The 21,507-nt window shown below is 45.0% G+C and carries 11 protein-coding genes; 8 read left to right on the forward strand and 3 right to left on the reverse strand.

What is annotated here, in order from left to right:
* Position 1 precedes the first annotated feature (1 nt).
* A complete protein-coding gene (locus tag DPF93_RS14275; protein ID WP_114766799.1) occupies positions 2-11,845 on the reverse strand; it encodes a calcium-binding protein in 11,844 nt (3,947 codons plus the stop codon).
* A gap of 290 nt (positions 11,846-12,135) precedes the next feature.
* On the opposite strand from DPF93_RS14275, the gene DPF93_RS14280 reads away from it, so the two are divergent.
* From DPF93_RS14280 to DPF93_RS14295, 4 genes are all read left to right on the forward strand, one after another.
* On the forward strand, positions 12,136-13,680 hold the full coding sequence (locus DPF93_RS14280; protein ID WP_114766800.1) for a cryptochrome/deoxyribodipyrimidine photo-lyase family protein: 1,545 nt from the start codon (positions 12,136-12,138) through the stop codon (positions 13,678-13,680).
* A gap of 141 nt (positions 13,681-13,821) precedes the next feature.
* Complete coding sequence (locus DPF93_RS14285; RefSeq protein WP_114766801.1) at positions 13,822-14,406, forward strand: NAD(P)H-dependent oxidoreductase; 585 nt, start codon at positions 13,822-13,824, stop codon at positions 14,404-14,406.
* 182 nt (positions 14,407-14,588) lie between these two features.
* Entirely contained in the window at positions 14,589-15,293 is a 705-nt protein-coding gene (locus DPF93_RS14290; protein ID WP_114766802.1) for an IclR family transcriptional regulator, read from the forward strand.
* 173 nt (positions 15,294-15,466) lie between these two features.
* Positions 15,467-16,159: an SDR family oxidoreductase gene (locus DPF93_RS14295; RefSeq protein ID WP_114766803.1), complete on the forward strand. Its 693-nt coding sequence runs from the start codon at positions 15,467-15,469 to the stop codon at positions 16,157-16,159.
* A 137-nt stretch (positions 16,160-16,296) separates the two neighbouring features.
* Here DPF93_RS14295 and DPF93_RS14300 read toward each other — a convergent pair whose 3' ends face one another.
* Positions 16,297-16,857: a phosphohydrolase gene (locus DPF93_RS14300; RefSeq protein ID WP_114766804.1), complete on the reverse strand. Its 561-nt coding sequence runs from the start codon at positions 16,855-16,857 to the stop codon at positions 16,297-16,299.
* 280 nt (positions 16,858-17,137) lie between these two features.
* Between DPF93_RS14300 and DPF93_RS14305 the strand changes: the two genes are divergently transcribed.
* Positions 17,138-17,494, forward strand: coding sequence for a winged helix-turn-helix transcriptional regulator (locus DPF93_RS14305; protein ID WP_114766805.1), 357 nt, complete (start codon positions 17,138-17,140; stop codon positions 17,492-17,494).
* 230 nt (positions 17,495-17,724) lie between these two features.
* A complete protein-coding gene (rodA, locus tag DPF93_RS14310; protein WP_114766806.1) occupies positions 17,725-18,834 on the forward strand; it encodes a rod shape-determining protein RodA in 1,110 nt (369 codons plus the stop codon).
* A gap of 75 nt (positions 18,835-18,909) precedes the next feature.
* Here rodA and DPF93_RS14315 read toward each other — a convergent pair whose 3' ends face one another.
* Positions 18,910-19,449, reverse strand: coding sequence for a redoxin domain-containing protein (locus tag DPF93_RS14315; protein WP_114766807.1), 540 nt, complete (start codon positions 19,447-19,449; stop codon positions 18,910-18,912).
* A 257-nt stretch (positions 19,450-19,706) separates the two neighbouring features.
* On the opposite strand from DPF93_RS14315, the gene gloA reads away from it, so the two are divergent.
* The gene (gene gloA / locus DPF93_RS14320) at positions 19,707-20,093 is read left to right on the forward strand and encodes a lactoylglutathione lyase (protein WP_114766808.1); all 387 of its coding nucleotides are present in this window, start codon (positions 19,707-19,709) and stop codon (positions 20,091-20,093) included.
* 12 nt (positions 20,094-20,105) lie between these two features.
* Entirely contained in the window at positions 20,106-21,206 is a 1,101-nt protein-coding gene (locus tag DPF93_RS14325; RefSeq protein WP_114766809.1) for an alkene reductase, read from the forward strand.
* Positions 21,207-21,507 lie beyond the last annotated feature (301 nt).

Genomic DNA, 21,507 nt, shown 5'->3' on the forward strand with positions numbered 1-21,507 from the left:
TTTAGATGATTCTTACTTTAGGTTGATTGTCCTGAATGCGAAGCTCGCCTTCAGGTTGTGCTTTAATCCAAAGACCTAATTGGGCGTCAAAGAAGAGCAAATTGCTAACTTGATCTTCAAGGTCTGTTGAATCGTCATTGCCTGCATCAGGCGTTGAATTTGGTTGAGCACCACTGTTGGGTTGTCCGTTTTGGTTACCCGAAGCTCCGGCTTCAGGTGAACCCGCCCCACTAGGTTGCCCTTGATTTGAAGGTGCGGACACAGAAGGCGTTGACGCAGGAGCACCACTTGCCGTAGAACTCACTGGTGTTGAGACATCTTCGCCAACAACCTCACTGAGTAGATCGTTCTCTTGTCCAACGGTCGGATTAGACTCTTTCAGTGTCACTACGTTATTTGTTTGCGCCGCATTTTCGCCACTACGTGCCAAGACATTATTGTCAGGATTAATGCTACCGCGTGATGACTTAGCTTCATTTAGCTGCATCGGTTTTGCTTGTGTTTTGTCGATCTCGTCAATCAACTGGTCCATTTCACCAGCGAGAGAGAAAAAGTCATCGGTTGTGGTCGCCACTGGGTCACCCAAAAATGGCGGTTCATCCCACTCACCTATACGCTTTGGATTGAGCTCTACGTGGGCATTTTCATGCAAGATCATATCCAGCAGGGCATCCGCGAAGTTAAAGTTTGGCTGCTCGCCACCAAGCAAGAAGTCAGGAGAAAGATCAACGCCCTCTGCATTGTTAGCCCAAGTACCTAGGTGCATAGTATCTGCACCACCCGTAAATGACTCTTTTGATTGGGCGATAAACTCCAAATCATTTTTGAAGAAGATATTGCCTTCATCACCGACTAGGATATCACTACCAAGACCACCATAGAGCTCATCGTTGACTCGTCCGCCAAATAAGTTGTCGTTGCCTGTACCGCCATGCAGCTCGTCATTGAACTGACCATTGATATTCGCTTGCGCGATGGTTTTAGCCGATTCACGATGACCATTACTCTTCCACTTAAACTCACCTTGGTCACCAATGAGGGTATCACGTCCCTCATCACCGGTTAGGTAATCATTACCAATACCACCAATGGCAAAGTCTTCACCTTGATTACCAAAAATCGTGTCGTTACCACCAACCGAGAAATCGGTTGATACCATTGAGCGAGCCACCCAATTTGCGTCATTAAGTTGATAGCCTGCATCACCAAACATGATGTCACGCCCTTGCTCACCACTGATGGTGTCGTCACCTTGTCCACCAAAGACAAAGTCATCACCTTCACCGGCTAAAATTGTATCATCGTCGCCTATATTGACTTGCGTGGTTTCGATTTTGAGCGCTTGCTGCGCACTATTACGGATCACATAGCCACTGTCACCTAGGATGACATCATTGCCAGCATCTCCATCGAGTTCATCTTGTCCATGGCTGCCTATAATCACATCGTGACCGTCACCACCAGAGATCACATCATCACCGCCAAGCTCCGCGTTACGTGAAACAATGTCAGCTCGTGAGCCATTGGCTGGTACAACAATACCTAAGTCACCCAGCAGAACATCATGCCCTAAGCCACCCGTGACTGTATCGTCACCCGCGCCTGCGATTGCCACATCATTGCCGCTACCTGCATCGATATTATCGTTACCGCCTGCGGATTCCTCCGTGCTTTCAATGCTGACCAAATTCCAGCCAGATGTTTCATCCGTGCGAGTAACCATACCGTTGTCGCCAAGGACAAGGTCATGACCACTGCCTGCGTTGATGATGTCATCATCGCCACCACCGGCAATCACATCATTACCATCATTGCCGTAAATGGTATCTTTGCCGCCGTTGGCCGCATTGCGCGCGACCACATCCGGTGTTTGACCATTTGCTGGGATCACAATACCTAAATCACCCAACAGAACATCATGACCAGAACCGCCAGTCACGCTGTCACCGCCGGAACCTGCGATCACTACATCATTATCGCTACCTGCATCAATGGTATCGTTACCACCTTGTGACTCTTCCGTGCTTTCAATGCTGACCAGATTCCAGCCAGATATTTCATCCGTGCGGCTTACAATGCCGTTATCACCTAGAACAAGGTCGTTATCGTTGCCTGCGTTGATGGTGTCATCATCGCCACCACCGGCAATCACATCATTACCGTCATTGCCAAAAATAGTATCTTTGCCGCCGTTAGCCGCATTGCGCGCGACTACATCCGGTGTTTGACCATTTGCTGGGATCACAATACCTAAATCACCCAACAGAACATCATGACCAGAACCGCCAGTCACGCTGTCACCGCCGGAACCTGCGATCACTACATCATTACCGCTACCTGCATCAATGGTATCGTTACCACCTTGTGACTCTTCCGTGCTTTCAATGCTGACTAGATTCCAGCCAGATATTTCATCCGTGCGGCTTACAATGCCGTTATCACCTAGAACAAGGTCGTTATCGTTGCCTGCGTTGATGGTGTCATCATCGCCACCACCGGCAATCACATCATTACCGTCATTGCCAAAAATAGTATCTTTGCCGCCGTTAGCAGCATTGTGGGCGATTACATCAGAGGTTTGACCATTGGCTGGAACCACAATGCCCAAATCGCCTAGCAGAACATCATGCCCCGCGCCACCAGTCACCGTATCGTCACCCGCGCCTGCGATGACGATATCGTCGTCACTACCACTATCAATAGTGTCATTGCCACCATGCTGCTCGTCTGCGTTAGAGCCGGAATTCACTTCGACAAACTCCCAACTTGTCACTACATCTGCTTCAATTTTTTCGTCATAAGAGAATTCAGCCTGACCAGTCACGACACCATTGTCACCAAGAACAATATCGGCTCCGTCACCTGACTCTATGTCATCATCACCATTACCAGCGATGACAACATCTGCGCCGTCGCCCGTTGAGATTGTGTCATTACCACCCAGATTTGATTCTTTAGAGCTGAACTTAACGGAGCTTCGATCAACCGTCGCTCCGGTGATCACGCCGAGATCACCTAATACTACATCTTGTCCATCACCGGTGGTCACCGTGTCAGTGCCAAGACCAGCAATGACTAGGTTGTCACCCGCACTGGCTGTAATGATATCGTTGCCTACTATCGTGGTATCAATTGACGATGCTTCTAAGACGTATAACGTTTCATCTCGCGTTACTGTTCCGACATCACCAATAATTAAGTCATTACCGTCACCAGCACTCAGGGTATCGTCACCCTTACCACCTATAATGACATCAATGGCTGAAGAAGCTGTGATGTTGTCGTTGTCGCCTTTTTCAATATAAGTTGAAACAATATCTGCAACTGGGTTGTCGCCTATGGTGGTGCCAGCTGGTTGAATATCCGCATGGTCACCAACCAAAATATTGTTGCCGACAGCATCTTGTGCGCTTTGTGGAGAGGCTGTAATTGTGTCAGCACCAGATCCGCCAATCACCGTGTTGCTGCCGCCAGCAGCATCTATGGTATCGTCACCATCTTGGTTTGAGTGGACAGAAGACACCGATTTATAAGCGGCACTAAATGCCGTCTCACGGATCACTTTACCGTGGTCGCCGAGTATAATGTCACTGCCTTGACCACCATCTAGAATGTCATTACCTGCACCGCCGAAGATAAGGTCACGTCCGGCACCACCAGTAATGGTGTCTTGGGTATTAGTTACAGCACTACTAAACTCTGTTGCTTCTGAAACAAACTCACCTAGCGTACCGGCATCCGCTCCATCTACATAACCGTTATCGCCAATTAGGACATCTAAACCGTCGCCACCATCGATATTATCAGAGCCTGCACCGCCAAGAATAATATCCTGTCCAAAACCACCTTCAATTTTATCGTTCCCACCCACGGTTCCAGTTGCTTCTGCAAAGATAATATTTGATGCGCCTAGACCAATTTCGCCGAGATCAGCGATGATGCTGTCATTACCACTTTCACCATAGATTTTGTCAGCACCTGAGCCTGCAATGATCTTGTCATCACCATCACCACCATAAATGGTATCACTGCCGCCCGAGCTATTGCTTGATTTAATGGAAATGTTATCAGCTTCACCACCATCAGCTAAGATAAGGTCATCACCGAGCCCACCATGAATTTCATCATTGCCACTACCAGCGATGATAAGGTCATCACCTCGGTCACCGATTATTGTGTTATTGCCACCAGTGGTCTCGAGTATGTCATCACCAATACCACCATCAATATAATCATTGCCTGAGCCTGTAGTAATGATGTCATCACCATCGTCGCCGTAGACATTATTATTACCACTTCCGGTCGTGATAGTGTCATTACCGTCGCCACCGTAAATGGTATAATTTCCAGAACCCACAACAATGGTATCGTGACCCGAACCGCCGCGAATCGTCACATTAGTCGAAGAGGTACTAGCTAACATCGCCGCAGCGAATGCAGTTGTGGTATTGAAGTAGACTTTGTCGTCACCAGTACCGGTGTCGATATCAATATCGATAGTGCTATTTACATTTTCAAATCGCAGCACATCATTGCCAGCCCCGGACTTAATTACGATCTGATTTACATCGTCAAAGACTTGACCTTTCTGTCCATCTTCATAGAAATCTGAAAAAACAAGGATCTTTCCATCGTCTCGTTGGACGATACGAACTTCTTCGTTGCCGTCGATAAGATCGCCCACCGTTCGATCACCCGCGTAATCACCGATATTTAGAATTAGCTTACCGTTTTCTACATTACCTAAGGCAAGCTCTGGTTCGTAGTTGTGGCTAAAGTCGATAATGGTTTGTTCTGGTAAAATAGCCCAAGAGTCACCACCGATTCGCTCTTTACCAAACACATAGTTAAAGTAGATATCGAAATAGACATCGATACCTGCAGTGATTTTTCCTTCTATCTCAAACAGGTATTCTGGTGTTTCGGTAATCAACTTAATAAATTCAGAAGCGCGAATTTTGCCATCTTGGTTCGGATCAGTTAGATCAGCTTCAAAACTTGCACCTAAGTATCCTTCAACACCTGCTTTGAATAAAAAGAGGTTTACGTTTGCATCAAGCGCTATCGAGGCATCAAACCAAGCTTCTGGTTTTTCCTTGCCATTCTCGTAATCAGCAATATAGAAGCCGTCGAGAATGTATTTGGAATTGCCACTTTCGATCATTTTGACAAAGCCGCTAGTGTCATAGCCAAAGGCAAGATCGAAGCCTAAGTCAACATTGATAACAACATCGGCATTTAAGCCAACTTTTGGTACACCAGGTATTTTCGCACCGATGGTTTTCTCAAATGACAGAGCGAAGGATGGGAAATGCCACAAGAATAAATCTATGTTCTCCAAGTCTCCGGAAAGAAGGCGCAGTGCCATCATAGGATCAGTTAAGATAGGTAGAGAGAGCCCATACTTAGTCTCTGAATTGCTTGACTCGCTACTAGACGTCTCTCCCTTAAGCGCATTGCCAATATCGCCCATGCCACTATATGGATCATTAGCGTTGAAATCCCCTCCCGATAAATTAGCGAGGTCAAACTCATGCTCGCTCATTCCACCTGAAAATGGATCTGCTTCCTTGCCGAAGTCATACGTGCCAAAATTGATAGTTAGATCTGTTTTTTCGTTTAGAAGTTCAATTAACTCACTGACTTGATTGACGGTATCGATAAACTTAATCGCGCTGTCAAAACTTGGATTTGCCCCGGAAGCCATCTTGCCGATATCTAGTAATGAAGTATTACCCAAAATATCTGACACGCCTGGGATTGGCGAAGTGATAAAATCGAGCACCGGGCGAATAGGATCAAGCGCATCATCAACAAAGCCGAGAACTGGCTTTAAGAATCCTTCAAGAAACTCACCGACATCTAAAGTAATATCCCGAAGCTCAAATGCCTCAACATTCATTACTTCACGAGGTTCACCATAGAGAACTTTCTCATAGGAGTGGTCAAAATAGAGATTAGCGCTAATGGCAGGCAAACTCACTGGCAATACGTCATTAAAGCCAGCATCGATATCTAAATTGAGCAAGGTCTCAAATTTAGCAATCGCCTCTACCATGTATTTCTGACCTTTTAATTCATCAAAGGTCATGATGCCATCGTCGTTGCCATCTTTAAGGTCAATGCCAATGGTGCCGGTTAACGAGGTAGAGTTCCCCCCGTCATCTTTGTTGTTTGACACTGATGCTTGCAAAATACCTAAGCTTGCAGAAAGCTCCGGCATATCAGAAAAATCAGCAGCAATAATCAGTTCAAGCTCATTGCGATCGATTCCATCGACCACACCATCATCAAGATAGAAGCCATCTTCTATACTAAAACCAAAGCCAAGTTCCATTTTGGCAACCGCACTAACGCCGATCGTGCCATCTTCAACACTTAAGCCTAAACCGGGGAAGCCAAAATCTGCATCTAATGCTATGTCGGTATTGAACAGTTCATATTCAAAAGCCATCGTAAAATCGACCGACTTGGAATCTAAGTTCTCGTTACCCGTTACTTTGACACCTTGCCATCCTAGTGCGTTTAACTGCTCTTCAAGTACGCTGGCAATCAAAGTAGACGTTGTCGGTGGTACGCCTGGATAATTGAGCTTGAACTCCTCAAGCTCTTGCCAGAGAGCGGGTACAATAGCGTTGCGCAGATTGGAGATGAAATCACCCGCGCCTTCAAGAGCATTGCCAATAACCGGGATTTCAAATCCAAACACACTATCGGTAAGAATTTTATCTAGCGAAGCGAAGAAAGTATCAAGCCCACTAATTAGTATTTCTGGATTGTTGAGGAAATTGAGTTCTTCGAGCATCGAAGCAAAATCTGGCGCTTCGATATGCACTTGGCGATCATCGCTGGCAAAATCGCTGACATTGACAACCAAGTCACCAACTTTTACACCGGCAACGTAAATAGGTAATAAGGCTTGAGCACCACCGGATAGCGATGTTTCTACAAAGTCACCATTTACGCTGTCAAATTCACTGAAGAAGAGTAGCGAATCACCATCATCTAGATCATTGGGATTCTGGTCAAAAATGCCAAATTTAAACTCGATGTTGTTGTCGTCTTTGTTCGCATCATCAAGGGACACATTTCCGTCTGCTGTGATAGTAAAATCATCACTCTTTACCTCTTTATCACTATCACCTGAAACCACAACCGTGCCGTCACGAACTTCAAGCTCTAATGCGCCAAGATAAGTACTAAAATCTAAGTCAGTACTGGTAATTTCAGCGTTTACCTTTAACCCTGTTTCGTTAGTATCTAAGAAGAATCTATCCCCTTCAGACCCTACAGTAAGCTGTGAAGATTTCGATTGACCATCAACCAGTTCAAGGTCCGCCAAGCCTAGCGCATGAAGTATATCGCTCGTTGATCCACCTTCAACCACTAAAGTCACGTGTTCTTTCGGGGTCTCAACTAACGCAATTTTTTCTCCATTTGCAAAGCCCAACTTGTCCCACGCGGTAGAGTCAGTGGTTAGTGAGAGTGAACCTTGGTCATCTGAGCTAAATTCAAGCAAATCACTCCAGAATAGACGCTGTTCAACACCTCCTGAGTCACTAAAACTAATCAAACCTTTGCTTAGTTCGCGGTTCATCTCTTTGACCCACTTAGCAAGGTCTCTTTCAGTATCTGCCTCTAGTGACAGTTGAATCGTTTGTTCGCCAATAACAATGTCAAATTGAATCGCAGCTTTGGGATCGAAATCAACGGGCAAGCTATCAAAACTAAACGAGGCAGGCGGTGTCACTTCAGCAGACGTTTCACCAAGAGAATTAAGTCCGTTGATGTTGTTCGTAAGCTCGGCAGTGTGATCAGTCAATACAATTTGACCATCTTCCAGGCTGGCTTCCAGCTTACCTTCTACATGTATTGCTGCGACCAAATCACCAAGCGTTGCGGTTGACAGATCAAGCCCATCCAAGTCTAACTCTAAAACTTCACCATTCTTAAGAGTAAAAGTCAGATCAGCCGCGTCCGTCTTATCTGTTGGTAGACCTTGTCCATTATTTAGTTCACTGAGCAAAGTATCGCGATTGGCTGGCGTGGTGGCAGAAGAGAGCTTTATCCCCATTAATGCGGTTAAACTGCTCGAAAGCGTTAAATCCAGTTGACCACCAGCCCCAACTCCAATTAAATTCGTCAACCCTTCAAGCGGCCCGCGTAACTCACTTGGCAGGCTTTGGATAAGGTCTTCAAGATTAACATTGAGGGCAAGATTTTCCTCAAGTCCCAAAAGTTTATAGTCCAGATCCAATAAAATAACCGGACCTTGGCTTTGATAATCTAACTCATAACGAATATCAAAAGCTTCTGCTGGTATCCCCAGCAATTTCTCGATTTCAGACTCAACCAGATCCAACGCCATATTCGGGTCATCTTCAGCTTGGTCTAGTTTAGCGGCCAAATCACCGGTAACGTCCAAAATATCTTTCAAACTCACATCGATAAGCGGCAGCGCGGCATCATAAAACCCAGCGCCAAGCAGACTGTCTAACGTCGCTAGAATGGTTTGTAAACCCTCGACCATGTCCGCATAACTCATCGAAGAAAGTGAGCCAATTGAATCTAAGCCTTGGATATCGTAGTTCACGACAGGAGCAGAAAGCTCACCATTTTCCCATTCTGGTAAATCAATAGTCAAAGACGCGCCAAAATCACCCAGCGGAACAGCAACATCACCTTGTGCCACGACATCACTAATCGTAAGTTGACCAAGTACATCACTCTCTTTGCCACCGAAATAGTCCGCTGAAGCAATAGATTCGACGGTTCCTTCATTCGCAGCATCAAGCAATTGATTGATATCAATACGGGTATCATCATCCGCTAGAAACACGCCAGTACCGAGTGATATGTAACCATTCAAATGACCATCGACACCCAACATACCTATATTTGCAGATATATCGACATCCTTTATGTCCGCCGTGATAACGGCGGACAACCCTGTATCTTCAAGAAAGACACGGTCTCCAATATTTTGCCCGTGCAGATCACCACTGACAATTTGCCCATTGGCATTAACTGAACCACTCAAACCAAGTACTTGTGAAACTAATGAATCACCTGTGAGTAGTACTGAAAACTCAACATTGCTTAATGCCATGCTCCCCATGCCAAATGCTTTGGCTGCAGAAGATTTGAATACACGCAACACATTGCCATGCTCATCTTCTTCACTTGTCACATCCAAGATAGTGTCTGGGGTAAAGACAATTCGAAACTCATTTTCGCTGGAGTTTTTTGCGACAGAAATGATTTGTCCCCAGTTTAAATTACTGGCATTAACCGATGAATTGAGATCAGATTGAGATAAATTGAGGTCAGCAAGCTCAAGCTTCAAGCCTGCCAAAGTAGCATTAAAATCAGAGATAAATCCATCCAGGTCTCTACCAGCTTCAGCTGCAACCGTGATAACGATTGGATCTAAACCACCAATAGTAATCACAAACTGCGATGCTTTACTGGGTGACCAGTCATCAGCCATCTGCGTGGCTTGCAAGGAAGCATTTTTAGCGTCTTTCTCTTTCAGATTGATCACTGACTGATACTCATCGCCATTCATCCCCGGTCTTGACGTTATTGGACCGTCAGAAATAACCGGATCTGGCGAAGTTGCCAGCTGAGTAATCACGATCTTTTGTGACTCACTATCATAGCTTGCTTCAAAAGCACCACCTGCAGCATTATTGATATTAGCAATAACCGTCTGGATGGTATCTTCGCTGCTTACTTGTACTTCCACCAACTCACCAGTGGGAGACATAAACGTCAGCTCTGCGCCATCGCCACTCGCCTCAATGCCTTCGCTCCAAATTTTGAGATCACCAAGAACGCTATCAGCAGTGACACCTGAACCTTCACCCAAAGGATTGAGATCCAGTCCCAACGTCATATCAAATACAGCGTCGGTTTCAAGTTTAATAGTGCCATCAGAGCTAATGCCAGTCAGATCACCAAGTGACAGACCGTCACTGAAGTCATGCTCAATCGACACTTTCGGCAGTGAAAAACTCAAATCAAATTTCAGGGCATTATCTTCAAAGCGCAGATTAAGTGAATCGGCGAGCTGTTTGATTTGCTCAGGAGTGGCGTTAGCAACATCATTGCCAAGGGCTTTGGCAAATGCGAGTACAACATCGTCGATAGAATCGACAGTCAGGTGATTTTTAGGATCTGAGACGTTAATTGCTTTAGTTGAATCAATCTCAGCATAATCGTCGATAAATCTGAGTTGGTTATCTTGCTCTACAACCCTAAGCCTCAATTTGCGATCATCTGTATTGTTGCCGACCTGGACGTAAAAGCTACTCTTCGACGCGATGGCGATATTCAAAGCCGAAACCAATTCAGCTACTGTCGAAATCTCAGGATTACTTTCTGTTGGATACCATTTTATCGACTCTCGGGTTCCATCACTCAAGGTGATGACAAAACTGAAATCGCTTGAGATTGGGTGTAGTAAATTGCCAGCATCATCGGCTTTGATTTCTGAACCTAAGTAATCTGCTGCTGAAGGATTTCCTTCTTGCTGATTTGCTTCAGTGAGCCCAACCGAGTCTTGCACCGAAATAAACGCATCCAATAGATTGGTTTGCAAAGACTCTCTAAGCGAGAACAACTCCGACAGCTCTAGGTCAGATAGAAACGGAATATCAACTTTAAACGCATCGTGGTCAAAAATCGTGTCGATACGATCAACTAAACTCTCTAGCGCCGCATATAACGTGTGTGCATCAAACAGCGTAAGATCGGATAGCTGCTCTTGCATTTCGATGGTCGCATTCTCAAGTTGATGATCGGTGGCAGTTATCACTGAGATAGCAGCATCGGCTGGTATATCTAAACCGTTCACCAATTGGTCTTGGTGTAGCGAAAGTTTCAAGTCGACGATTTGCGAGTTTTCGTCATAGGTAAAATCTGGGTTATTGATTAGGTCTGCGGCATTTAGAGCGGGATCAAGAACAATTGATTTTGGCAGTTCTACTGTCACCCCTAACGTATAGCTCAGTTCTTTGTTTGCTACTGGAAGGCCTCCTTCTAGACCTTCCAGTCCACCTTCGCCAATATCAAAATCAAATAAGCCAAGTTTAATTAATGCACCTGTTAATTCGGCGCTAACGCTCAAGCTAGTATCAATATTTAGTGAGTCAAATGCCGCGTTACCAGCATTAAACGTGAAACCAAAGTTAACAGTATGATCTACTTGGGCATCGGCATAGTCTGCGTAAACTAACTTTATTCCTTCACCCAGACCGGACAAATCTAATTGCAGATCATCAGTACTGAGTAATACAGTATCAAATGAAAAGTCCACGTCCCAAGTGTTACCCACTTTTGTAACAGTTATTCCTTTACTACCAAATGTTTCATTGAGAAATTTCTGATACTGCAACTCTTCGCTCTCGGCGTCATCTGTAATATCAAGAGCGAAATCTGTGAGGAATTTGTTGGTAACGGTCTCAGTTATAATTTCACTGTACTCGAGAATACTACCTAACTGCCCATTAAAACCCTCACTCTCTGGGTCTATAAATGGCAATTGATTTGAACCATTATTGATTGCTTCGACGTTCTCTAACTGGGTAAGAAATGCATCAAACTCTAGCAACTGCTCTCTCAAGCTATCATGCAGAGCTTGAATATCATTGGCAGATAGAGTTTCAGCAGAAAGCAACAACCTTGGTTCCATGGATTCAAAAACGGTCGCTCGTACTCCCCCATCTATCGGGTGCGGGCGATGTTCTATCGTTGTTCCGCGCTTATTGGTATTTAGTTTGTTGTGAACAGAGCGAAAGAGCTTGTTTGTACGAAAGCCGTTTTTAATTCCTAGACCAACCATTGGCTGCAAATCCTTTTAGTCGATGGCGTGTTAGTAACTTAATGCATTTATGTTGCAAATAATGGTAGGAAATTACACATTTTTCCTGAATGAAAGTCAAAGTCGGGATGTGAATAAATGTATAAGATTATTAATAACGAGTTTCACATCACAAGATTTACTACACAATCGTATAATAAATGTACATAGGCTGAGAACAGTTGCCTACACAGTACATTTTTTAGCGACATGCCACACATATGAACCATTCTTGAAATTCTGCGTAGAACCAACAACGAACAAGAGGGGTTATGAAAAAGATAAACATTGTTTGGTTTAAACGTGACTTACGACTGAGTGATCACATGCCACTCGAAAATGCATTAGCGCAAGACTTACCTATTGTTCTTCTCTACATTTTTGAGCCAATGCTGTTAAAAGACGAGCACTATTCTGAACGCCATTGGCGCTTTATTTGGCAGTCTCTGCAAGACATCAATCTGAAACTCAAACATCTAGATCAAGAAATAACGATATTAGGTGGAGAGACCGAAGCCTGTTTTGAAGCTATGCAAAACCTATATCAGATCAATGCCGTTTATTCCCATCAAGAGATCGGGCTCAACAAAACATTTCAGCGAGACAAAAATCTAGCAGTTTGGTTGAGTAACAAAGGTATCGCATGGCACCAATTCCCGCAGGGCGCAGTTATTCGCGGTGCAACAAATCGTGATGGTTGGGACAAGCACTGGTACAAAGTGATGCGAGAGCCTATCGCGCCTATCACGTTTACCCATACCTCACTTCTAACACTCAATTCAGAAAGGCTGAAATGCCAATTTACTCCGCCAGATCCCTGGCTTACCAAAACCGGAGGCATGCAAACAGGTGGCAGCACTTTAGCTTGGCAAACACTTGATGACTTTTTCTCACGACGAGGTAAAAACTACTATTGCAGCATATCGAGCCCAACGGCTTCACGCTCGGCATGTACTCGTCTCTCTCCGTACCTTGCGTGGGGCAATCTCTCTTTGCGCCAAGTTTACCAAGCCCTTCTTTCACATTGGAACGAGCCCGGATTTCGACGAAGTTTGATCGCACTATCAGCGAGGCTGCACTGGCATTGCCATTTTATCCAAAAATTTGAGTCTGAATGTGAGATGGAATTTCGTTGTGTCAACCGAGCCTATGACGCCTTACTGACACAAAATTCGAGCAACAATATGACGCTTCTAGATGCCTGGAAAACGGGGAATACTGGCGTGCCTCTCGTTGATGCCTGCATGCGTTGTTTGATCCATACCGGGTACATCAACTTTCGGATGCGAGCAATGTTGGTGAGCTTCCTCACGCATCACTTAAACATAGATTGGCGCTATGGCGTCACTCATCTCGCTCAGCTGTTTCTCGACTTTGAACCTGGTATCCATTACCCCCAATTTCAAATGCAAGCAGGCGTTACCGGCACTAACACCATTCGAATTTACAATCCGACCAAACAAGCACAAGAAAAAGACCCAGATGGTGAGTTTATCCATAAATGGATCAATGAACTGGCATTAGTGCCACCACCGCTATTGTTCGAACCTTGGAAAATGACGCCAATGGAGAGTGCGATGTACCAACTGAGCAGTGATAGCTGCTATTTGTCGCCTATTATTGATGTGGATTTAGGAGCCAAACAAGCCCGCGAACGACTTTGGAGCTGGCGTAAACGCGACGATGTAAAAGCGGAAAGTGCGCGGATTCTTGCTCGCCATGTAAGTACAAAATCTTCGATTAATAATAAGGCTAAAAGCGGTAACTTGAGTAAAAGCAGCTCAAAAAAGCGCACCAGCCCAAAAGAGCCAATATAGTTAAAGAGTGTAAATAATTTACCGAAGAAGTAACCAGGTTACCAAAAGTTAACTAATTGAAATTGAATTCTAGGTAACCATAATAAACCACAAGAGGGCAAACATTGCTATCACACCTATAAAATGAGAAGGGCTACATCCATGAGTAATATTCTTATCATCAATGCACATGAACCATCACCATTTTCACAAGGCAAGCTTAACGCCGCATTGGTAGAAAAAGCTCGCCAACAACTGAGTGACAAAGGTCATCAAGTGCGCGTTGTTACCATGCAAGACGACATTATCGTTGATGAGCAATTAGAACACTTTGAATGGGCTGATCGAATCATCCTTCAATCTCCTGTTAACTGGATGACGATTCCATGGTCCTTTAAGAAATATATGGACGACGTATTCACTGGGGGAATGGGGGGTACTTTGTGTAACTTTGATGGTCGCTCTGCCGATGAACCAAAGAAAAACTATGGCACCGGAGGAGCACGTACTAATACTAAGTACATGCTTTCATTTACATTCAATGCACCAGAGGAATCATTCAATGATGAGAATGAGTACCTATTCGAAGGTCGTAGCGTAGATGACTTAATGTTCCATATGCATGCTAACTTCCGCTTCTTCGGTATGTCAGCATTACCAACTTTCGCTTGTTACGATGTGATGAAAAATGCCGATATCGACAACGATTTCAAACGTTTTGCAGCGCATCTTGATGAAAACTTCTAGTCTATAACTTGCTCCAACTGAGACGTTCACTTGGCACGTCCGAGTGAACGTCCCATGAAAACTCATCCACATCGTGCACGATTTATTGCCGCAACACAGCAATTGATCGCTATTTTACTTGCATCGCGCAAACCGAACCGCAAAATAGAATCATCAAATCCCAGCCAGACTAGATAGACCACTTGAGTAAAGAGCCAAAAAGAATCCAATCGGTTGAGCGAAGTTTTATCATTCTAGAAACACTCTCTTTAAGCGATGCTCCGCTTTCTTTGCAAACTATAAGCGAGTCAGTGCAACTTAATAAGACGACTGTGCATGGTCTATTAGCAACCATGTGCTCACTTGGTTATGTGACCAACAGTAAGCAAGGTTACGCATTGGGACTGCGCTTTCGCGAACTCTCTAAGCCTTTGGAGCAAAAAGACGAAGTTATTCGCCGCCACTTTTCATCGTTGCTTAAGAACATGGCGCAATTAACCAATAATACCGCGTACTTAGCCATTAAGAGTGGTCAGCAAGAGTATCTATACATCGATGCCATTGAAAAAGATAACCCTCTCACCATACGCAGTCCGAGGGGAAAGCGCGAAGGCTTGGCAACGTCAGCGATTGGTAAAGTATTTTTAGCCTTTGATAAAGCGCTGCAGCGCCAATTCAGATTGCAAAACGCATTCCCTCAATCGCTCAACGATGAACTCCAAGAAGTCATTCGCCTCGGTTTCGCCCTAGATTTAGAACAAGCTGAGCCAAACCTGCACTGCCTTGCTTTTCCGCTCTATCTGTCCGGTGAGCTCGTCGCGGTGGCTGGCGTGAGCGGCGCCGCGACAGAGCTGACACAACCACGCTTAGTTCATTTTGCTCAGACCTTTCTCAAGCGACAAGCCTAAGTCAAATTCAACAATCACCGACTAGAGGTTCGACAATGTCGAATCTCTACACTTTTATCCTCAGATTTCAGCATTGCAAAAGAAAGCAACCCTAAAATCCATTTTGGCTTCTGCCAGCACGATGATGATCTGCAAACGGAGCCGCTGTATATCGTTGAAACTAAGGAATTGTCATGTCTACTGTACTCATCACCGGAGCAAACCGTGGTCTTGGTTTGGAGTTTGTTCGTCAATATGCCGAAAAAGGTTGGCACGTATTGGCAGCTTGTCGTTCACCTGAGCAAGCCGACAAGCTCAACCAGTTAATCGCAGAAAACCAGCAAATCAAGTCACTTAAGTTGGATGTTGCCGTTGAATCGGATATCAACGGACTTACCGAACAACTGCAGGGGCAACCTATTGATCACCTTGTACTGAATGCTGGTGTTTTGGGCGAAGATTGTGCAAAGCTTGGTGAAATGACCCAAGCAAAATGGCTGGAAGTATTAACCATAAACACAGTAGCGCCAGCTCTACTGATTCAAGCGCTGCAAAATAATGTTGCCGCTAGCGAATACAAAACCATCATCGGCATTTCAACTCGCGTCGCGAGTTTAGGTGACAATAGCTCTGGCAATATGTATAGCTACCGCACCTCCAAAGTTGCGCTTAACCAAATCCTTGTTTCTGCAGCGCAAAACCTACGTGATAAACAAGTCAAAACTCTTGCGATTCATCCAGGTTGGGTTCAAACAGACATGGGTGGAGAGAACGCTCTGTATACGCCTCAAGAGAGTGTCGCGGGTATCATCGAAGTAGCAGAGAGCCTCACGCTTGAACAATCTGGCAGCTTCCGCGTATTTGATGGCTCTACTGTTGAGTGGTAACAAACCACCTCGCCTCAAGTATCGCCCCACACAAACAATAAATGCGACAAAGCAGCCCAAATGGCTGCTTTGTTTGCGATCGCTAAACTTTGCGAGCACTTTCTAAAACTCATAAGTCATAGATAAGTGAACTTACGCTACCATTTCACAATGCCCAGCGTAACCTTCACGCCACCGACTAAGGTTGAACCGCCATAATCTTTAGCTAATCGAAGTAATGTGTCGTGAAAACCAAGGTTTGGAAAGGCTTGCTCGACTTGCTGAATGATCTCTTTGCTCACGCCTTTACGCACCGCACCTTTGGTTGCATCAATCCAATCGGCTTTTCGACACGCTTCAATCACTTTTTGATGCGGACCTTTATAAGGTGAAATTTTATGATGCCAATGGATAGCGCCGCGCAAGGCGTCTGGGTCAAGCCCCCAATCATGTTCTGCATTATCCGATAGAGCCACTAACTCTGAAGGCTCGAGATAAGCGAGTTCGTGATCAGTCCACAGACCAATATCATGATAAACAAAAGCGGTTTCAACTAACTGCTCATATTGCTCATCGTTGCCGAGAAAATGCATCGCATAAGTGATCGTTCGGTAAACGTGATTACGGTAACCCGGATAATCATCACCGATAATGTCTTTATATTTGGCGAACAATAGTTCGACGCGTGGTCTTTCTAATTTGATCTCTATCTGCGACATTGCTTGTTCCTTATTGCCACTGTATAGCTATTTTTACTTCCAAACCGTAATTAAAGATAGCATCTCGCCTCTGTTTTTATTGCTAGTTAACTCTAATAGTGACTGTTTTCGGTTTCAATCGTTTGGGTGATTACACACCATGGGCAAACAATATTGTGCACAAAGCCCAGCTTTATCTTTGCTCTGAACATTGGAGCCTAAGTTTTGAGTAGTAGGTATATTATGGTAACCTTGAAAAGATATTCAACCAGTCTACTTTAAGTTACCTAGAGGGTTTACGGTGAAAAGCAGTATTAGTATTGATAGCAAAGGTCGTAAATCTGTTGCCAATGTTTGCACTGAACCTTGCGCAATAGAAAAAGGCATGCGCCTTATTGGTGGCAAATGGAAAGGCTCGCTCATTTATCATCTCAAAGATGGACCGGTTCGATTTAATGATCTAACGCGAATGCTTGGTGGCGCGAGTAAAAAGATGGTGGATCAACGCCTAAAAGAACTTGAAGCCGAAGGAATGGTGATGCGTAAAGTGATAAGCGATCGTCCTATCGCTGTGAGTTATGAACTGACTGAGTTTGGACGCACAGCCCTCAATATCTTAGATGATCTGCGCGTATGGTCTGAAAGCCATCAACTTTAACTTCCATATTAGGGCGGTTAGTTAATCTCGAAATGAAATAGTCTCAAGAGAAAATAGTTCCGAGAGAAAAGCCGCTCTCGGGAAAGGTTTTTCAACGTCGAAATCGCGTAATAAAACCCCACCTGTCGCAAAAAACCGCAACTCTGACATTTAGTAGACAAATTGTTTGTTGTCTTTCTTATCAATCAGGATTAAATTTCGATCCTCTTATCATTTTGAACATACCGTCCGTGCTGCGTTTTCGTCCACAACTCGATTATCCGTTGCTTGCCGCGATCGTCTTTCTGATCGCCGCAGGTAGCATTAGCGTTTGGAGCGCTAGTGGCTTTAGTGAGCCCATTTTACAACGCCATCTTGCCCGTGCAGTCATAGCTATTGGTGCTTTGGTGATCCTCTCAGCAGTCCCTGCTAAAAAGCTGTGTGACATAGCCCCGCCTCTATTCGCGCTGGCAGTGACGCTTTTGCTTGCGGTGGTTATTGCCGGTGATGCGACCAACGGTTCAAAACGCTGGCTAGCATTAGGACCGATACGCTTCCAACCATCTGAACTGGTTAAAGTCGCTGTACCTATGATGACGGCATGGATGGTGGCAAAAGATCCCGGTGCGCCGACATTTACCAAGATTCTGAGCTGCCTAGCATTAACGGCTATTCCTGCTGGTCTTATTGTCGTGCAGCCTGACTTAGACGGGGCAATATTTACCGTTATCTACTCGCTGTTTGTGCTCTTCCTTGGTGGCATGAGTTGGAAAATCATCGGTACCGTTATCGGTATCGTGGCTACTGCCGTACCGATGTTGTGGATGTTCTTTATGGAAGAATACCAAAAGATGCGCGTTACCCAGTTCCTCAACCCGGAATCAGACCCTCTCGGCGCTGGTTATCAAATTATTCAGTCTTTGGTGGCAATTGGCTCAGGCGGGATTCGTGGCAAAGGCTATATGATGGCAACACAAGGGCAACTGGGCTTTATTCCTGAAAGTCATACTGACTTTATCTTCTCTACATTTGCGGAAGAATGGGGCTATATGGGCAGTGTGGTCTTGGTTGCGACCTACTTGTTTATTGCAGCGCGTACATTGTGGCTTGCGAGCCAAAGTGACTCAGCATACTCACGTCTCGTGATTGGCGCCTTATCACTAAGCTTTATGCTCTATGCGTTTATTAACATGGGTATGGTAAGTGGCTTATTGCCAGTGATGGGGAGCCCGCTGCCATTTATAAGCTACGGCGGTACCGCGATGATCACCCAAGGCGCTTGCTTCGGTATCATCATGGCGCTCGCACCAAGAAGACGCAAAGCCGGCACTCCATTCTCTGCTATGGGGCATGCGCACTAACCCTTTGAGCCCAATAAAAGTAAAAACCGAGAGACAGAGATTCTGCTTCTCGGTTTTTTATGTCAACTAATGAGCTCAGTAATCTAACGTTCCACGAATTGGATAGTGATTGTTGGGATCTCGAATCCAAGCCAAACCACGAGTCAGCGCACCTAACTCAGGTCGAACAAACGGATTGTTAGAAATATCGACTACATGTAAATCACCATGCTCGTTGACGATAAATAGTCCTGGCTCGGCAAAATTATGATCTGTCTCTTGCTCTGAGCGAGGAATAGAAATGTACATACCCAGCAATTGCATTTGGGATTGAGTCAAACCAAACGCGATTGGGAACGAAATGTCTAGCTTCTCAAGGTGCTCGGTCAATTGCTGTTTGGAATCCGCGCTCACCGCAATAATGCCCACACCTGCGTCAGCAAACGCTTGTTTGTAACTTTCTAGTTCATTGAGATATTTAGTACACAGTGGGCAGTGTTTTCCACGATATACGAATACCGCTTGCCAAGTCATACCCTCTTGCGGTTTAGCCAGTTCAACAGTGCTGTTATCTAACAAAGTGGCGCTAATATTTGGAAACGCGTCGCCAGCTTTTAACTTTACTGAATGTGCCATTACATCTCTCCTGATTAGACATTTTAACGAAGCATCACTCAAGTTAAGCACAAAGCGAAACAAAAACAAGCAGTCACCAAATAGTGACCTAAGCCTTTGAGTACAAACTCTCTTTTTAGTTATCCATAACAAAACATTATAAAAACAATAATTTTTGATAATTTTTATTTGGTCGCTAATCGCCCTATTCTAAGCCCAGATTCAATTTCCTGCGCTAGCCGTTAAAGGCTAGGCAAAAAGAAAATAACGGGGGCAAGATGAAATTTCTTCACACTATGATCCGAGTAGCAGACCTAGATAAATCTATCGAGTTCTACACTAAGGTGCTCGGTATGAGCGTACTGGACCGTTTTGAGAACCCTGAATACCGCTACACGCTTGTATTTGTTGGTGATCCAGAACAACTAGATGGCGCCGCCATCGAACTGACCCACAACTGGGATACCGACAGCTATGAGCTAGGTAACGCATTTGGTCATTTAGCGTTAGGCAGTGAAGACATTTATGCCGCTTGCGACAAAATCAAAGCTCTTGGTGGCAATGTCACCCGTGAACCAGGTCCAATGAAAGGCGGCAGCACGCATATCGCTTTTGTTAAAGACCCAGATGGTTACCAAATCGAACTTATTCAAACCAGCAAGTAAGAGGTATTGTCGATGCAAAACGCAATGTTTAACACTATTCAACTTGGTGAACTTACTCTCGCTAACCGTATTGTTATGCCACCAATGACCCGCTCACGTGCCAGTCAGCCTGGTAACGTCGCAAACCAAATGATGGCAGACTACTATGCACAACGCGCAAGCGCTGGTTTGATTGTCGCGGAAGGCACCCAAATCTCAGCAATGGGTCAAGGTTATGCTTGGACTCCAGGTATCTACAGCCAAGAGCAGATTGCTGGCTGGAAGTTAGTCACTGACGCTGTGCATGCCAAAGGCGGCGCAATCTTCGCTCAACTTTGGCACGTAGGTCGCGTGACTCACCCTGACAATATCGGTGGTATGCAGCCAATTTCGTCTTCAGCGCTAAAAGCAGAAAACGTAAAAGTCTTTATCGACAACGGCACAGATGAACCAGGTTTTGTGGATGTGGTTGAACCACGTGAGATGACCAAAGAAGACATCAAGCAAGTGGTGGCGGAATACCGCCAAGCTGCTCTGAATGCGATTGAAGCGGGATTTGATGGCATCGAGTTACACGCAGCAAACGGCTATCTAATCAACCAATTTATTGATTCTGAAGCGAACAACCGCACTGACGAATACGGTGGCAGCATTGAAAACCGCTTACGCTTACTAGGCGAAGTGGTAGAAGCAATGACTGATGCGATCGGCGCAAACCGAGTTGGTGTTCGTCTTGCACCATTTACTTCGCTTAACGGCACTGTCGATAAAACGCCAGTTGAAACCTATACAGCAGCAGCAGCGCTACTTAACAAGCTTAACGTGGTTTACATGCACATTGCTGAAGTGGATTGGGACGACGCACCTGATACCCCTGCGGAATTTAAACGCGCAGTACGTGACGCTTACCAAGGTGTCATCATCTATGCCGGTCGCTATGACACAGAGAAAGCGGCGAAAGCACTAGAAGATGGTTTAACGGATATGATCGGTTTCGGTCGTCCGTTTATCGCCAACCCAGATCTGCCAAAACGAATTCAAAATGGCTACCCATTAGCAGCGCACGATCCTGCAACGCTATTTGGTGGCAATGAAAAAGGTCTGCTTGATTACCCAGAATATCAAGCGGGTTAACCCCATTGGCTCGGGTGGCTAAAGCTTAGGCGCTACCATCCAAGCTCAATAACTCAAGAGGCTAACACTTCCCCCAGTGTTAGCCTTTTGTTTTTGCTGATTTTTTATTAACAACACCATAACAACCCACCACTTTCTGCACGAAAATCATCCGATTAACACTTACTTTAATGCGCGAAATTTCGACATAACATGTTGATCTTGCTTCCTGTTTAACTTAAAAAAATTTAGGTCAACATCAACTGTCAAGCATGCTTTGTTTAGCATATTGCATCAAGATCTCAAAATTTGCACCTCATCA

This window comes from Vibrio rhodolitus (genome assembly GCF_003350325.1).
Taxonomy (GTDB): Bacteria; Pseudomonadota; Gammaproteobacteria; order Enterobacterales; family Vibrionaceae; genus Vibrio; species Vibrio rhodolitus.

What these genes read in the sequence shown, in the direction of transcription:
- DPF93_RS14325 (WP_114766809.1), top strand. Translation starts at nt 20,106, where the DNA reads ATGCAAAACGCAATGTTTAACACTATTCAACTTGGTGAACTTACTCTC.
- DPF93_RS14315 (WP_114766807.1), bottom strand. Translation starts at nt 19,449, where the DNA reads ATGGCACATTCAGTAAAGTTAAAAGCTGGCGACGCGTTTCCAAATATT.
- DPF93_RS14280 (WP_114766800.1), top strand. Translation starts at nt 12,136, where the DNA reads ATGAAAAAGATAAACATTGTTTGGTTTAAACGTGACTTACGACTGAGT.
- DPF93_RS14275 (WP_114766799.1), bottom strand. Translation starts at nt 11,845, where the DNA reads ATGGTTGGTCTAGGAATTAAAAACGGCTTTCGTACAAACAAGCTCTTT.
- DPF93_RS14295 (WP_114766803.1), top strand. Translation starts at nt 15,467, where the DNA reads ATGTCTACTGTACTCATCACCGGAGCAAACCGTGGTCTTGGTTTGGAG.
- DPF93_RS14300 (WP_114766804.1), bottom strand. Translation starts at nt 16,857, where the DNA reads ATGTCGCAGATAGAGATCAAATTAGAAAGACCACGCGTCGAACTATTG.
- DPF93_RS14285 (WP_114766801.1), top strand. Translation starts at nt 13,822, where the DNA reads ATGAGTAATATTCTTATCATCAATGCACATGAACCATCACCATTTTCA.
- gloA (WP_114766808.1), top strand. Translation starts at nt 19,707, where the DNA reads ATGAAATTTCTTCACACTATGATCCGAGTAGCAGACCTAGATAAATCT.